The 15,752-nt window shown below is 64.2% G+C and carries 12 protein-coding genes and 1 tRNA gene; 8 read left to right on the top strand and 5 right to left on the bottom strand.

The window, feature by feature from the left end; translation table 11 throughout:
- A partial coding sequence (locus VGF12_RS12090; RefSeq protein ID WP_331176288.1) for an ABC transporter substrate-binding protein occupies positions 1-566 on the bottom strand: 566 nt, incomplete at its 3' end.
- A gap of 18 nt (positions 567-584) precedes the next feature.
- Complete coding sequence (locus VGF12_RS12095) at positions 585-1,769, bottom strand: C45 family peptidase (protein WP_331176289.1); 1,185 nt, start codon at positions 1,767-1,769, stop codon at positions 585-587.
- A 127-nt stretch (positions 1,770-1,896) separates the two neighbouring features.
- Between VGF12_RS12095 and VGF12_RS12100 the strand changes: the two genes are divergently transcribed.
- Positions 1,897-2,787 (top strand): GntR family transcriptional regulator, encoded by an 891-nt coding sequence (locus tag VGF12_RS12100; protein ID WP_331176290.1) that lies wholly within the window; start codon positions 1,897-1,899, stop codon positions 2,785-2,787.
- Positions 2,788-2,813: 26 nt separating this feature from the next.
- Here the strand turns inward: VGF12_RS12100 and VGF12_RS12105 are convergent, their stop codons facing one another.
- Complete coding sequence (locus VGF12_RS12105; protein WP_331176291.1) at positions 2,814-4,253, bottom strand: NAD-dependent succinate-semialdehyde dehydrogenase; 1,440 nt, start codon at positions 4,251-4,253, stop codon at positions 2,814-2,816.
- Between the two features lie 10 nt (positions 4,254-4,263).
- Positions 4,264-5,586, bottom strand: coding sequence for an aspartate aminotransferase family protein (locus VGF12_RS12110; RefSeq protein WP_331176292.1), 1,323 nt, complete (start codon positions 5,584-5,586; stop codon positions 4,264-4,266).
- 325 nt (positions 5,587-5,911) lie between these two features.
- On the opposite strand from VGF12_RS12110, the gene VGF12_RS12115 reads away from it, so the two are divergent.
- The 6 genes from VGF12_RS12115 (at position 5,912) to gabT (ending at position 14,489) form a co-directional block, all read left to right on the top strand.
- Positions 5,912-8,074 (top strand): TonB-dependent siderophore receptor, encoded by a 2,163-nt coding sequence (locus tag VGF12_RS12115; protein ID WP_331176293.1) that lies wholly within the window; start codon positions 5,912-5,914, stop codon positions 8,072-8,074.
- 22 nt (positions 8,075-8,096) lie between these two features.
- The gene (locus VGF12_RS12120) at positions 8,097-9,260 is read left to right on the top strand and encodes a PepSY-associated TM helix domain-containing protein (protein ID WP_331176294.1); all 1,164 of its coding nucleotides are present in this window, start codon (positions 8,097-8,099) and stop codon (positions 9,258-9,260) included.
- A 97-nt stretch (positions 9,261-9,357) separates the two neighbouring features.
- Positions 9,358-11,145 carry an amidohydrolase gene (locus VGF12_RS12125; protein WP_331176295.1) on the top strand — a complete coding sequence of 596 codons (1,788 nt, stop codon included), beginning with the start codon at positions 9,358-9,360 and terminating at the stop codon, positions 11,143-11,145.
- A gap of 136 nt (positions 11,146-11,281) precedes the next feature.
- A complete protein-coding gene (locus VGF12_RS12130; RefSeq protein WP_331176296.1) occupies positions 11,282-12,322 on the top strand; it encodes an alpha/beta hydrolase family protein in 1,041 nt (346 codons plus the stop codon).
- A 50-nt stretch (positions 12,323-12,372) separates the two neighbouring features.
- Positions 12,373-13,170 carry a hypothetical protein gene (locus VGF12_RS12135; protein WP_331176297.1) on the top strand — a complete coding sequence of 266 codons (798 nt, stop codon included), beginning with the start codon at positions 12,373-12,375 and terminating at the stop codon, positions 13,168-13,170.
- An 8-nt stretch (positions 13,171-13,178) separates the two neighbouring features.
- Positions 13,179-14,489, top strand: a complete 1,311-nt coding sequence (gene gabT / locus VGF12_RS12140; protein WP_331176298.1) for a 4-aminobutyrate--2-oxoglutarate transaminase — start codon at positions 13,179-13,181, stop codon at positions 14,487-14,489.
- 575 nt (positions 14,490-15,064) lie between these two features.
- Here gabT and VGF12_RS12145 read toward each other — a convergent pair.
- A tRNA-Ala gene (locus VGF12_RS12145) sits at positions 15,065-15,140 on the bottom strand.
- A gap of 153 nt (positions 15,141-15,293) precedes the next feature.
- Here VGF12_RS12145 and VGF12_RS12150 point away from each other — a divergent pair.
- Positions 15,294-15,713, top strand: coding sequence for a rubrerythrin family protein (locus tag VGF12_RS12150; RefSeq protein ID WP_331176299.1), 420 nt, complete (start codon positions 15,294-15,296; stop codon positions 15,711-15,713).
- Positions 15,714-15,752 lie beyond the last annotated feature (39 nt).

Raw genomic sequence — 15,752 nt, forward strand, 5'->3', positions numbered from 1 at the left:
TTCCATTTGCCAGCGGCGTCGATAGAGTCGCGGTGATAGACGGCCGCCATGCCGCAGTCGGTCCGCGCCAGTGTGGCGAGGAACAGGGTGGTCGGCTGCTCCAGCGTGAACACCACGGTGTGCGCATCCTTGGCCTGCAACTTCATCACCTTGGACGCGCCGCGCCCGTCGAACTCCGGCAGGCAGCGCCAGTTGTTGGCCGGCTGCATGTAGCGCCGCCATGAATACAGCACATCGTCGGCAGTCAGCGGCGCGCCATTGTGAAAACGCACGCCCTTGCGCAGCCGGAAGGTGTAAACGCGGCCATCCGGCGATACCTGGATGCTCTCGGCCAGCATTGGGACGACCGTTGCATCCCCGCGGTAGGCGACCAGGCCTTCCACCAGATGGGACATCACCGCATCGGTGGGGCTGTCGCGGTTCATGCCGGGATCGGTTGAGCGGATGTCACCCTTGGCGCGCACCTTCAGGACATCGACCTGGGATTGCGCCGAGGCGGGTGCGCACAGCAGCACCCCGGCGAAGGCGAGGGCCGCGGTCGCCGCGACTGGAAGCTTGGGACTCATGCCTGTCCTTGCTTGAGATCAGGCGGTCGGCACCGCTGCCGCGCGCCTGCCGGCAGGTTCGTCCATGCCGAGCTGATAGGAGGTGAACTCACGGTTGAGTGCCGGCAGCATGGCCACTTCCATCAATCCGAGCGCGGGTTCCATGATGATCGTGGCGACCGTGGCCGAGAGGTTGGTTCCCAGGCCCAGGCGCGGGGGGCGGCACACGGACCAGGGGTCCTGGAAGTCGTCGTACAGCGCGGCCTTGATGTGGTCTCGCGTGATGTCTCCGTAGTGTGGCTCGACCAGTTGGCGCACGCGCACGTCGCGATAGAGCGAGTCCGGCATGTTGGCAATGCCCGTGTCGCGCAGCTTGCTCAGCGCCACTGGGCTCTGAAAGTGATTGGCATGCACGATCAGGCCGTTGCTTGGCTGGACCTGGAAGGTCTCGTCCGGGGCGCACTCGAAGTCCAGCGCGATCCCCTCGGCATGGGCGACGATCAGGTTGTTTGACGCCGATTTCGGCGTGCAATAGATCAGGCGCATGGCGATCGCCAGCTGAGCCTGCTCCAGGGCCTTGCGGCGCAGCAAGGCCAATGGGATGCCGACCTGGCGGTAGTCCCGGTCGGTCTCGAGGTAGTTGCCACTGATCGAAATGCCGGCGCTGTTGAAACCATGGCGCACCAGCGCACCGGCCTCGGTGTAGGTCAGGAGGTCCGGACCGTCTTCACGGCGCACGCGCAGGATCACCGAGGTCTCGGCGCATTCCGCCTTCCAGTCCCAGTTGTGGGCGTGGATCAGCCGGCCCTCGCGCGTGGCCGTCGGCAGGGCGACGATGCCGGTACAGCCGTCCGAGGGCTCGATGTCGGCTTTCTCGCCCTTGCGACGGCGGTCGGCCATCTTCAGCACTTCGGTACGTGCATTGAGCAGGAACACGGCCGCATACTCGACCCCGGCTCCCTCGGCGATCCCGTGCATCTCGTCTATGTATGTGGGCTCGAAGCCCGCGATCAGTGGCTCGTACGTCTGCACGATCGCCCGGATGTCGGTCCAGTCCAGCCGGCTCCGCTCCAGCTGCGCCGCATAGTGGGCGATCCCGAGCCGAATCCGATCCTGTGCCTGCTCGCCATATTGGCGTCCGCGTTCGCGGGGCGAGCCGTGGATCTCGATGAACGGGGCGGGGGGGACCTTGCGGGCGTCGTGCGCAGACGTGCTGTGGCTCATGGGTTCTCGAGGTGCTAATGGTTGCGTTGTGTACTTTATGCTATATAAATACAATGCGCGTGGCAAGGGAGAATTCCCCCTGAGCGGCGCGATAGATTCGTACTAAGGGTCTATAAAATACATGGCCATGGCCCGCACCAAAGACTCCACCTCTTCTCGCAGCCCACTGCAAATCGACCTTGCCCAGCGAATCGCCCGGCTGATCAAGGATGGAACCTTTGCCCCGGGGCAGCACCTGACGGAGAAAGGACTCGCAGAACAGTACGACGTGTCGCGGACTCCGGTTCGGGCGGCACTCACGATGCTCGAGGAAGAGGGTTTTGTCGAATCGAGAGCCAACAGTGGCTTCTGGGTGGCCAAGGGCGGGCACCGCCTGAGGCTCGAGCGATTGGCGCCCAGCAGCATCACCGAGGATGAGCTGTTCCGCCTGCTGATCACCGACCGCGGCCGGGGCAAGCTGCCCAGCACCTTCACCGATGCCGACCTGCAGGCCGGCTATCCTGCCCCGAAGAGCATGCTCACCCGGGTGATGCTTCGCCTGACCCGGGAAGGCCTGATCGAGCGGCGCAAGGGTCATGGCTGGTCTTTCACTGAGTCGCTCGATACCAAGGAAGCGCATGACGAGAGTTACCGCTTTCGTGCCATCGTCGAGTCGGCCGGCTTGCGTGAACCTACGTTCAAGGTCGATGTCGACGAGTTGCGCAAATGCCGTGCCGCGCAGGAGCGGTTTCTTGCCCATGCGACGGGTGCCAAGGCGCTCGCGGAGTTCTTCGAGATGAATCTGGAGTTCCATGAGATGCTGGCTCGCTTCTCGGGGAATCGCTTCATCGTGCGTGCCGTGGCGCAGCAGAACCAGCTGCGGCGCTTTCTCGAGTACACCTACTTCGAGGACCGTCCGATCAGCCTGGTCGACTCGACCAAGGAACATCTGCAGATCATTGACGCGCTCGAGCAAGGCGACTCCGAGTGGGCGGCAGCACTGATGCAGCGCCACCTCGGCGCGGCAAGCCGTCGCTGAGTCCGCCCCCCGTCCTTGGCTCCAGCTCAGTTGCACATCAGTCCGACTGTGCGGACGTTGAGGTAGGCCTGCAGGGCCTCCGGGCCGCCTTCGGACCCATAGCCGGAGTCCTTCATGCCGCCAAAGGGCATTTCGGCGCTGCCAACTGCCGACATATTGATCCAGAGCATGCCGGCCTCGATCTCCCGAGAGAAGCGCTCGGCGGTTGGAATCGAGCGGGTGAACGCGTAGGCGGCCAGTCCGTAGGGCAGGCGGTTGGCTTCGCCGATGGCCTCGTCCAGCGAGTTGAAGCTCCTCAGCGCGGCGAGAGGGCCGAAGGGCTCATCATTGAAGGCGCGGGCGCTCAATGGCGTCTCGCCGAGCAGAGTTGGCTGCCAGAAGTTGCCGGACTCGCCGATGCGGGCGCCACCCGTCAGCAGCCGGGCACCGGACGCGATGGCGTCAGCCGTCAGATCGGCCATGGCCTTCAGCCGCCTGGGATTGGCAAGCGGTCCCATCTGCGTGTCGGCCGCCAGGCCATCTCCAACCCGGAGTGCGGCGGTCTGCGCAACCAGGGCTTCGGCAAACGCGTCGTAGACGCTCTCGTGCACCAGGAAGCGGGTTGGCGAGATGCACGCCTGTCCTGCATTCCTGAACTTGGACAGGCCCACCGTCCGCAAGGCCTGCGACAGATCGGCATCGGCGGCGATGATGACCGGTGCGTGGCCGCCAAGCTCCATGGTCACGCGCTTCATGTGCTTGCCGGCCAGCGCGGCGAGCTGCTTGCCGACCGGCGTCGATCCGGTGAAGGTGATCTTGCGGATGACGGGATGGGCGATGAGGCGGCTGGAGATCTGGGCCGGATCGCCGTAAAGCAGTCCGAGCGTGCCCGCGGGCACGCCGGCATCGACGAAGGCGCGGACCAGTGCTGCGGGCGCCGCTGGTGTCTCTTCCGGCGCCTTGACGACGACGGAGCAGCCTGCCGCCAGCGCCGCCGAGAGCTTGCGCACGACCTGGTTGATTGGGAAGTTCCAGGGCGTGAAGGCGGCGACGGGCCCGACGGGATCAAAAACGACCAGCTGCCTGACGGCCAGGCTGCCTCGCGATGGCACTGTGCGACCGTAGACGCGCATGCCCTCGTCGGCGAACCACTCGATCATGTCCGCCGCCGCCGCCACCTCTGCCGCGGATTCCGCAAGCGGCTTGCCTTGCTCCTGCGTCAGTGCCCGGGCGATCTCGGTCGCCCGCGTGCGCAGCAGCGCTGCTGCCGCCCGCATGATGCGGTTGCGCTCGGCTGAGGCAAGGCTGCGCCAGGCCAGGAAGCCCTGCTGCGCGGCGGCGATGGCGTGATCGATGTCCGGCTCACCGGCGTGCGCGACTGTGCCGATGGCCTCGCCCGTGGCGGGATTCACAACCGAAATCGTGCGGCCGTCGGACGCATCTCGCCACCGGTCGCCAATGAACAGACGGGTGTTCGGGTAGTTCATGAAAGGCTCCTCAATCCAGCGCGGCCACTACATCGGCGAGTACGCCGAACATCTCGTCGATCTGATCCTCCCGGACCACTAGCGGCGGCGACAGCAGGATCTGATCGCCGCTGGTGCGGACAAGAAGGCCTTTCTCAAGCGCCTTGCGCATCGTTTCATAGGCCCGCTGTCCGGGGCCGCCGGGCCGCGGCTCGAACTCAATCGCCGCCAGCAGGCCGATCGTGCGGATATCGCGTATGTTCGGCAGACCCTTTAGCGCGTGAGCGCGATCGGCCCAGAAGGTCTCCAGGGCCGCGCTGCGCTCAAACAGTCGCTCGCCAAGGTAGAGGTCAAGACTGGCCAGGCCTGCGGCGCAGGCGACCGGGTGTCCTGAATAGGTGTAGCCGTGGGGCAGTTCGATGCTGTTCTCGGGCCCCTGGACGATCGCCTCGTGAATCTTGCGGTCAACGATCACCGCCCCCATCGGGATGGCGCCGTTGGTCAGGCCCTTGGCGCAGGTGATGAGGTCGGGCTGCACGCCGAACCTCTCGGCGGCGAAGGCATGCCCAAGCCGGCCGAAAGCCGTGATGACCTCATCGAAGATCAGCAGAATGCCGTGCTGATCGCAGATCTCCCTGAGGCGCTTGAGGTAGCCAGCGGGCGGTGGGAGCACGCCGGTGGAGCCGGCCACGGGTTCGACGATCACTGCTGCAATGGTCGATGCGTCGTGCAGTTGAATCAGGCGGACCAGATCTTCCGCCAGATGGGCACCCCATGAGGGCTCGCCATTACTGAAGGCCTGCTGTCGGTGGTCATAGGTGTGAGGCAGGTGGTCGACGCCAGGCAGCAGATGACCGAAGGGGCGCCGGTGCACGCCGATGCCGCCCACGGACAGGCCGCCGAAGCCTGTCCCATGATAGGCGCGCTCCCTGCCGATGAACCGGGTCCGGCCGCCATTGCCCAGCGCCTTGTGATAAGCCAGGGCGATCTTCAATGCGGTGTCGACCGATTCGGAGCCGGAGTTCGTGAAGAACACATGGTTGAGGTCGCCCGGCGCCAGGTCGGCGAGCCGTTCCGCGAACTCGAAGGCGAGTGGGTGCCCGACCTGGAAGGTGGAGATGTACTGCAGCTTGCGCGACTGAGCTGCGATGGCGTCAGCAATGGATTCGCGCCCGTGGCCCGCGTTGACGCACCAAAGCCCCGCCGTTGCATCGAGCACGCGCCGGCCGCCGGCCAGTACGTAGTGCATGCCGTGTGCGGCTTCGAACATGATGGGGTCGCGCTTGTACCTGCGGTTTGCCGTGAAAGGCATCCAAAGCGCATTCATTGAGGGGAGGGCGTGCTTTGCAGTCATGGAACTGTGCCGATTGCTTGGGGTGGCCATGTGTGGTCGGGTGTTCGTCGAGCTTAGCAATGTACTATTTAAATGTAAAGAACAATCGTGCGTGGGCCACTCCTGGGTGGGGCGTCAGCATTGATGATCTTGTCTTTTGAAAAAGTCCGAGGGAGACAATGGGAAGAGGTCCATGTGGGCGACACGATTTCTCGTAAGTGGATACCCTCGAGGTGCGTGAGATGCTCTTTACGCTATAAAAAAACACTCATAGACTGGGCTTGTTGCCAGACATAAGGGTGATCTTCACCCGGCCTTTGAACTTTTATTGCAATAAGGACCAGTGATGAAACGCCTCAGCTTCTCTCGATGTGCGCTTGCGGTGGCCATCAGCGCCGCCTGGACAATTGCCCCTCAGCAGGCCGCCTATGCGGCCGAGGCGCCGACACAAGCCGGCGATCCGGCCTCGTCCGGCCAGGCGAATCCGCAGACGGCGGAGTCGCAGGTGTTGGAGACCGTCACGGTGAGTTCCGAGAAGGCCAAGGGCTTTCGCACCAAGCTGGTCCAGGTGGGTGCATTCCGCGATCAACAGGCGCTGGACGTGCCCATGACGGTCAATGTGCTGCCGCGGGACCTGCTGGATGCTCAGGCGGCCAGCGGGCTGTTCGACGCGCTCAAGAATGCTGCGGGCGTTTCACGCTCTCAGGTGGGGGGAGGTGTCAATGACAATCTGTCGATCCGCGGCATCAACGTCGACAACCGGACGAGCTACCGGCTGAACGGGTCCTTGCCGATCAACAACCTGACAGACCTGCCGCTTGAGAACAAGGAGCGCGTGGAGGCGCTGAAGGGTTCCTCGGCGCTCTATTACGGTTTCACCAGTCCGGCCGGCATCGTCAACCTTGTGACCAAGCGGGCCGGCCTGGCGCCGGTCTCGATGCTGAACATCAGCGGCAACGAGTACGGTCAGTTGCTCGGACACCTCGACCTGGGTCGAAAGTTCGGCGAGGACAAGCAGTTCGGCGCCCGCGTGAACCTGGTGGGTGGCAAGGTGAGCAACTCCATCGATGGCGGCAAGGGCAACCGCCGGCTCGCGTCGATCGCGCTGGACTGGAATCCGACCGACGAGCTGAGCTTCCGGTTTGACTACGAGGACCTCTACAAGGAGATCCCCGAGCAGGCCGGCATTGCCTTGCTCTCGGCGGTCAATAACGTGATTGCGCTGCCGCGACTGCCCGATCCCAAGCGTCTGCTGTCCGGCACATGGGCAATGAATGCGGCAGGCTCGAAGAATGCGCTGTTCCGGGCCGACTACGGATTCAGCAGCAAGTGGACTGCCACGGTGGAGCTGGGGCGAGCCGCAACCGATCGCGATGAGCGCAACTTCGGACAACTGACCAACTACAACCTCGCAACCGGCGCGGGTACGCTGAGCACCTCCTTGACGCGCGGACAGCAGTACCGGAATTCGAACAGCCGTCTGGAGCTGAACGGACGCGAATCGACCGGTCCGCTGGATCATGAGCTGACCCTGGGCTATACGCAGAACAAGCGCTATCAGAACGGACCCAGCGCGCAGCGCATCACCCAGGCGCAGAACCTCTACGACCCGATCGTCCTCGCTGCACCCACCTTCTCGATCACGCCGACGTTGAATCCGCAGGACGTGGTCGACAAGGGGCTGTACGTCTTCGACCGAATTCGCCTGGGTTCGCAGTGGCAGCTGCTGGCTGGGATCCGCCAGGAGGACTACGAGAGCATCTCCAGCACTGCCCGGTACACGATCAAGAAGAACACGCTTTCAGGCGGCGTCGTGTACCGCCTGCGCCCCGACACCAGCGTGTATGCCAACTACATCGAAGGGCTTGAGGAGACGGGTACGGCGCCCATCTCCGCGGCCAATGCCTTCGAGGTCCTGCCTCCGTCGGTCAGCAAGCAAAACGAGCTGGGGATCCGGACCGACGTGATACCGGGCATGAGCGCATCGCTGGCCTACTTCGAGATTGAGAGGGCCTCGGCCTATATCAACACGAGCAATGTCTTTGTGCTTGACGGGCGCGCCAATTACCGGGGGGTCGAGTTCTCCGTCAACGGCGAGGTTGTTCACAATCTCTCCGTCTACGTGTCCGGCATGCTGATGGACGTCAAGATCAAGAGCGCCGCGAATGCAGCCTTGATCGGCAAGACCCCGGAGAACACCGCCAAGAAGACGCTCAGCGTGTTTGCGGAGTACCGCCCCGTGTGGCTTCTGGCCGGCCTAGGCGTCAACGCTGGCGCGTTCTACACCTCGGCTCGGCCGGTGAACAACCTGAACCAGGCCCACATCCCGGGTTACACGCTGTTCAACCTTGGTGCGCGGTTTTCGACGCGGATTGCCGGCACCAGCTCCACCTTCCAGATCAACGTCGAGAACGCGGCCAACAAGCGCTACTGGAACGCCGCGGGTGGCAATCTGCTCGGCCAGGGCCTGAGCCGGATGGTCAAGGCCAGCGCGCGGTTCGACTTCTGATTGACGAACGAGAGAGCCATAGATGTCAGTCAGATCCATTGCCCAGCGGGTTCATCGTTGGGCCGGCATTGCGATCGCAGCCTTCATCTTCATGGCCGGTCTTACCGGCGCCGCGATCGCGTTCTTCGACGAAAGTGATGCCTGGCTGAACAGGAGGGACTTGCAGGTATTCCCTGAGGCAAGTCCCCTTGGCATCGAGCCCCTGGTGGCCCTGGTCGAGTCGCGTTATCCGCAAGCCAAGGTTCGCAGCGTGTATGTCGGCGAGGAGCCCGACGAGGCCTGGGTCTTCAATCTGCGGGTGAAGGACAAGGGCGCGCAGGCCATTGACCAGATCTTTGTGGATCCGTACAAGGGGATCATCAGGGCCGAGCGCCGGGTCGAGGGCGTGGGCCTGGATGCCAAGCAGCTGATGCCGACCTTGCTGCTGCTGCATCGTTCAGTATTGCTTGGGGACTTCGGCAAGACGCTTATGGGCGTGGTTGCCTTGCTCTGGCTGCTGTCCTCCCCGATCGGCGTTGCCCTGGCCTGGCCTGCCTCGGGCAACTGGCGTCCTGTGTTTTCGGTGAAGTGGGATGCCCGCCCGGTGCGCCGGCAGTTCGAACTACACCGCGTAATTGGCCTCGTGTCCTCACTCGTGATGCTCGTCATGTCCCTCTCGGCGGTCTACTTGGCCTTTCCGGAGGGGTTTCGAGCGGTCGTGCGCTCCGTGTCTCCGGCAGTCGAGGTGAAACCCCGCGCGGCGGCATCGACGCAAGGGGCCGGGCCGGCAACGCCGGAGCAGGCGATGCGGGCCGCTGTGCTGCAGTACCCGGGCGCGGTGGCACGTGGCATCGTGTTCAAGCCCGATCAGGGGCTTTACGAAGTCCGGGTTCGACTGGAGGGCGACATCAATCTGCATAAAGGTACGGGCAGGGTCGTGGTGGACAAGCGCACCGGGCGGATCGTGAGTACCCAGAGCTTTCGCCAGTCGGACGGTGCGGGAGACACGTTTGTCGCGTGGATGTTTCCGCTGCACAGCGGACAGGCGTTCGGAACGCCGGGCCGCTTGATCATCGCCTGCATGGGCCTGGTGGCGGCCTTCATGTCCTTCAGCGGAGTTCGACTGTGGTGGCTGCGGCGCCAGGCACTCAAGCGGGGCCGCGCGCAAGCGGCAGCGCTCAAGGGCCGACCGCCCACTGCAGCGTGAGCGCTCGGCAGTTGTACCGTGAAGACGATGGAAGGGGCCCAGCGGTGCGTAATTTTGAAAGAGGCCACCGGCCTCGGTGGGAGAAGTAGTCATGCATATGAAGACGCGTTTCATGTCGCTGGGAATTGCTGCCGCGTGTGCCGCGGCCGCCCCAGCCCTGCAGGCGGCGCCGGCGCCCGACCTCATCATTCACAACGCCAAGGTGTGGACGGTCGACCCCGAGCGGCCAATGGCGGATGCCCTCGCCATCGCCGGCAGCCGGATCCTGGCGGTGGGAAAGAGCGCGGAGCTGCTGGCGAGCAAAGGGCCATCGACGCAGACGATGGACGCCAGGGGCGCGATGGTCCTACCGGGATTCATTGACGCGCACACGCACTTTGGCAACGCGGTCGATGCCTTCTACACGGCGCGCGTGATCGACGTCGAGGACACGTCCACGCTGTACACGCGTCTGCGCGAGTCCGCCCTGCGCGTACCCAAGGGCATGTGGATCACGGGGGCCGACATGAGCGGGCTTGTCGCCGCCAAGGCTGCGAGAAAGGGCAATACGGGCTGGACCTTGCCGATGCCGACCCTAGCCGAACTGGACGCGGCGGTGCCGGACCACCCGGTACTGATCCGCTTCTACGACGGCCGCGCATTCGTCAACTCCTATGCGCTGAAGCTGGCCAAGCTGGACCGCACGATTGCGGATCCGGCGTACGGTGCCTACGGGCGCGACGCCAGCACCGGCGCCCTGACTGGTCTGCTGACGGGAAATGCAGTGCAGAAGGTGGCCACCATGCTGCCCCCGCCGTCCAAGCAGAAGAACGTGGTCGCGGGCCGGGCCCTGATCCGGGAACTGAACGCCCTGGGCGTGACCGGCCTGCACGACATCGCCCGTATCGAATCCGTCTCGCGGCTGCAGCAGTTCCAGGTACACGTGGAGCGCAGCTACACCGACATGACGGTCTTCCATGACCTGCGCGAGGCCGGCGCGCTCAGCGTCCGGGTGCACGCGTTGTTGTCCCTGGCGGGGTGGAGAGACTATGCGCGCATCGGTATCAAGCCCGGTGCCGGTGATGACTTCATACGCTACGGTGCACTGAAGGCCTTCATGGACTTCGCGCTGATGAGGGAGCCCTATTTGAATGCGGGCGGACGCAGGGGCACCTTGGCGTACCGGGTGACCGATGCCGACGCGTTGCGCGCGGACATGATTGGTGCCGACCGGCTCGGCTACGACTTGGCGGTCCACGTGGTCGGTGATGCGGGGCTGGACATGCTGCTGGACAACTACGAGGCGGCGATCCAGGCCAATCCGGCGCGCGAACGTCGATTCCGGCTGATTCACATGTGGTACACGGCGCCCGGCCAGCTGGCCCGCGCGACGGCCCTGGACCCAAAGAAGCAGCTGAAGCTCTACGTGGACATCACGCCCTCGCACCTGATCGATCAGCTCGGTACGATTGACGCTGCACTGGGGCATGACCGCACGGCGACGGCATTCCCCTGGCGCAGCGCGGCGGAGGCAGGTCTGCGGCTCAACATCGGTTCCGATTGGCCCGGCAGCTTCGATGGCAGCACCTTGCAGCCGAACAACCCGCTCGAGAACATCGCCGAGGCGGTGAGCCGCAGCGCACCCGAGGGCTTTGAATCGAGCTGGCACCCCGAACAGACGATCACTGTCGAAGAGGCGATCCGCGCCTACACGATCAACCCCGCATCGGCTGCCCGCGAGGAGAAGTCCAAGGGCAGCATCAGCCCCGGCAAGCTGGCCGATCTGGTGATGCTGGAGCGCGACATTCGGCAGCTGTCGCCCAAGGAGATCGCGCAGACCCGGGTGCTTTACACCTGGCTTGGCGGCAAGCAGGTCTATGCGGTCCCGACCGAATCCGGCAGATGAGCACGGGCAGGCCGTGCGGACCGGCGTTCGTGTGGCACCCAACGGGCGAGGGGCAACAACGCCCCCTCAGGCCCGATCCCCCGGCAATGCGGCGCACGGCGCTTTCGGGGAATCCATTTCAGCACTGGAGAAACAGATGACCCATGGGATTTCGTATTCCGCGCAGTTCGCGCGTCGCCTGCTGGTCGGCGTCTGCGCGTTGGCGCTGGCGGGCACGGCGAGCGCCGAATCGGCAGAAGGCCCCAAGGACGGTCCGCTGGACAAGTTCATCAATCTCGATGCCAAGGACACCGCCAGCAAGCTGGAGATCCTGCAGCATGCCGTCTATGAGCAGGCGCAGCATGTCATCGCGCTGGCCTTTGCGACTGAATACGCCGGCCGCATTGAGATGAAGCGCGTCTCCTATCCGGCCGCGGACAACGGCCTGATCCCAGGCTATGTCTTTCGCGGGGCCCGGCAGCCGCCGGGCAGGCGTCCGGCGCTGATCCTGGTGCACGGCGGCTTTCACGAGCATTTCGATCATTCCTGGTTCTGGATGGTCGAGCAGGCCGTGTCTCGCGGCTACGTCGTCATCTTTCCCGAGTACCGGGGCAGCCGCGGCTATGGCGATCGGCACTTCCGCAACGATTACGGCGTCACTGATGTTGCCGACGTGCTGTCGGCTGCGGACTTCATCGCCCGCCAGCCCGATGTCAACCCCGATCGCCTGGGTATCGTGGGGGAGAGCCGGGGCGGCATGGTGACGCTTTTGGCGATCCAGAAGCAACCCAGGCGCTTCCGGGCTGCGGTGGACATCGTGGGACTCACCGACTTCGTGGCCTACATGGCCTACAAGCCCGAGTACCGGCGCCAAGAGGTGGCACGCGAAAGCCCCAGCTTCAAGGGGCAGCTGCCGAATGACAACCTGGCGGCCTACATGGCGGTATCGCCGATCAACAACGTCGACGCAATCGAGTCACCGCTGCTGGTGTTGGCCACGACCGGCGACAAGATTGCGCCGCTGACGCTGCACACCGGTCGTCTGCTCGACGCGCTGAAGGCTCGCGGCAAGACCTTCGAATCCAAGATCTACGACAACGCGCCGGGCGGCCATGTCTTCATGCATGGCGACACCCCGGAGCGGGATGACGCGGCGAATCGCCTGTTCGAGTTTGTCGGCCGCCATCTGAAGCCTTGACGGCAGCCAGAACCGTGGTCGCGCTCCATAGTCCAACCGAAAGCCCATAGATGTCTATCTTCAAGCCGTGCCGCAGGCACTTTTCCATCGCGATCTTGCTGGCGTTCGCGCTGCCTGGCCTGTCCATCGCTGCCAGCCCGGATCCTCGGGAGGACGGGCCGCTAGGCCTGATCACGACCGCGCAGACTGCAGCCGTGGACCGCACCGAACTGCGGCGCTTGCTGCTCGAACGGGGCCTGCCGCAGCTCGAACGCCTCAAGCGAGAAGGCCGCGTGCAGGACTACCGCGTCCTGTTCAGCCGCTATGTGGACAGCGAGGGCTTCGACGTGCTCGTTCAGCTGAGCTTCGCCCGATACGCCGACGTGGCGCGATGGCGGGAGGTCGAGGACACGAGCCCCGGCGGACTGCCGCAGGAGGCCCTGCGCCTGATCAAGACCATGGCCACGGTGCCGGTGGACCGGATGCGCGAGGGTGAAGCCAAGGCGCTGTCCAAGCAGCCGACCTTCTTGGTGATCCCCTATGACTACTTCGTGTCGACCAACGACTACCTGAAGTACCTGGACGGCTACGTGATCCCCCAGTTCAACGGCTGGATTGACGAGGGGGTCGTGTCGCGCTATGGCTTGTACTTCAGTCGTTATGCCGCCGGGCGCCCCTGGGCCTCGATGTTTCTGCTGGAGTACCGCGACGATGCGGCTCTCGGACAGCGGGATGTCGCGGTCGGCAAGGTCCGGGCGCGGCTTGCCGCCAGTCCGGAGTGGCGAGCCATTGCCGACAACAAGCAGAAGATCCGCGTGGAGCGCGCCCCTGTGATTGCGGACCGGCTGTCCCTCCCGCCTACCCAATGAGTGCCGCGATGTTGAACAATTCGGACGAGTTGACGAGGGGCGGCGACAACGCCGCTTGGCAAGCGCGCAAGGATGCGGCGACGCCTCGCGGCGTGGGGGTGATGTGCGGCTTCTATGCCGCCAGGGCCCGAAACGCAGAGCTGTGGGATATCGAAGGGCGACGCTTCATTGACTTCGGGAGCGGCATCGCGGTCTTGAACACAGGTCACTGCCACCCGCGGGTGATGCAGGCAGTCGAGCGGCAGCTCAAATCCTTCACCCACACGGCGTACCAGGTGGTGCCTTACACCTCCTATGTCGAGTTGGCCGAGCGTTTGAACCGTGCAGCGCCCGGGCGCCACTCCAAGAAGACGGCCTTCTTCACGACCGGCGCCGAGGCGGTCGAGAATGCCATCAAGATCGCCCGGTCAGCCACGGGCCGGTCTGGCGTGATCGCCTTTTCCGGCGGGTTCCACGGCCGCACCATGATGGGAATGGCCCTGACCGGCAAGGTGTCGCCCTACAAGCTCTCCTTCGGCCCGCTGCCTGGCGAAGTGTTCCACGTCCCGTTTCCCAGCGCGCTGCACGAGGTTAGCGTCGATGACAGCCTGGCGGCCCTGCAGCAGGTCTTTCTCTGCGACATCGATCCCAAGCGTGTGGCGGCCATCATCTTCGAGCCTGTGCAAGGCGAGGGTGGGTTCAATCCTGCGCCGGCACCCTTTGTGGCGGCACTGCGCCATGTCTGCGATGAGCACGGCATCCTGTTGGTGGCCGACGAGATCCAGACGGGGTTTGCACGCACAGGCCGGATGTTCGCCATGCATCACTTCGAAGAGGAGGCCGATCTGATGACGGTGGCCAAATCGCTCGCCGGTGGCCTGCCCTTGTCGGGTGTCGTGGGCCGCGCGGAAGTGATGGATGGCGCGGCGCCGGGCGGACTTGGTGGTACCTATGCGGGTAACCCGCTGTCGATCGCCGCAGCCCACGCCGTGCTGGACGTGATCGAGGAGGAAGAGCTTGCGGCCCGGGCAATGGTGCTGGGCAATCTGCTTAGGAGCAAGCTGCAAGGCCTAATGCCGCGCGTACCAAGCATGGCGGATGTCCGTGGCCTGGGAAGCATGGTGGCGGCGGAGTTCTTCAACCCGGCGACGGGAATGCCCGACGCGACGTTTGCACTGAGGGTGCAGCGGTCAGCCCTGCAGCGAGGACTCATTCTGCTGATCTGTGGTGTCCACTCGAATGTCATCCGATTCCTGTACCCGTTGACGATTGAGCATGAGGTCTTTGAGGAGGCGCTGGGAATCCTCGAATCTGCGCTGTTGGATGCTGATCCGCATTGAAGAATTCGAGACACACTGAGTGTTGGTCTTTCGGCGATTCGGCCCTGAGCCAGGGAGAAGAACCGGGAGTTCTGCAAGGCGCTGCTGCAGTACGGCTATGTCGACGTCAACGTGACCTTGTCGATGTTGCATCTGATCCGGTGGATGAACGTGGCGTGGATACCGTCACCCCGCGAAGCCTTGTGGCTCGGATTCGAAGGTGGGCCAGCTAACGCACTACAGGCGCTGACGCTCAGGCACAGCCCCCTCGTTGTGGGCTCATAACGGACCATATCGACCCAGCGAGTAGTCGGCTCATGCGCTACTGCAGCAACTGGCCGACTGTGGCTGTTCCGGCGGCCACGGCAAGGCCCACCGAGACTCGGTGGCTCAGGAAAGCAGCAGATTGAACGAGAAGACGCCCTCGAAGTGCCGGCCCGGAAATGAAACATCCTTTCCTCCGCACCTAGCTGTGCGGCCATCAGGCTGCCGAGCCGTGGCATGGGGGCCGTCCTGCTCCTGCAGCACTGCCAAAGTTGGATGAATATCGGAAGCCCTGATTTTTTTGGAAATCAAGGACTTAGGCTGTCAGTCAGTGGTGGAGAGGAGGAGGATCGAACTCCCGACCTCCGCATTGCGAACGCGGCGCTCTCCCAGCTGAGCTACCCCCCCACATGTGTCAAAGTATAGCCGCCCGCCGGTTTGCAGTTGGGCCTGCGTGCCGTGGCATAGCGGCCCACTATGGCCCACATTGAAGCTATCGATTGGCTGGGCGCGTCGGCATGGGAGTAGCGTCTTGATTTCCACACCCCAATGGAGACTGCGATGAGCCTGAAAGGATCCAAGACCGAGCAGAACCTGAAGGACGCCTTTGCAGGCGAATCCCAGGCCAACCGCCGCTACCTCTATTTTGCGAACAAGGCGGACATCGAAGGGCAGAACGACGTGGCGGCGCTGTTCCGCTCCACGGCCGAAGGCGAAACGGGTCATGCCCATGGACACCTCGAATTCCTGGAGGCCGTTGGCGATCCCGCCACCGGGCTGCCCATTGGCGCGACGCGCGACAACCTGAAGGCTGCCGTCGCCGGCGAGACCCACGAGTACACCGACATGTACCCGGGCATGGCCAAGACGGCCCGCGACGAGGGCTTCGACGAGATCGCCGACTGGTTCGAGACGCTGGCCAAGGCTGAGCGCTCTCATGCCAACCGCTACCAGAAGGCGCTGGACGCTTTGGTGGATTGATGTCTCGGGCGGCCACTGCTTGCAGCGGCCGCAATCCTC

The sequence above is a fragment of the Roseateles sp. genome (assembly GCF_036404855.1).
Taxonomy (GTDB): domain Bacteria; phylum Pseudomonadota; class Gammaproteobacteria; order Burkholderiales; family Burkholderiaceae_C; genus Pelomonas.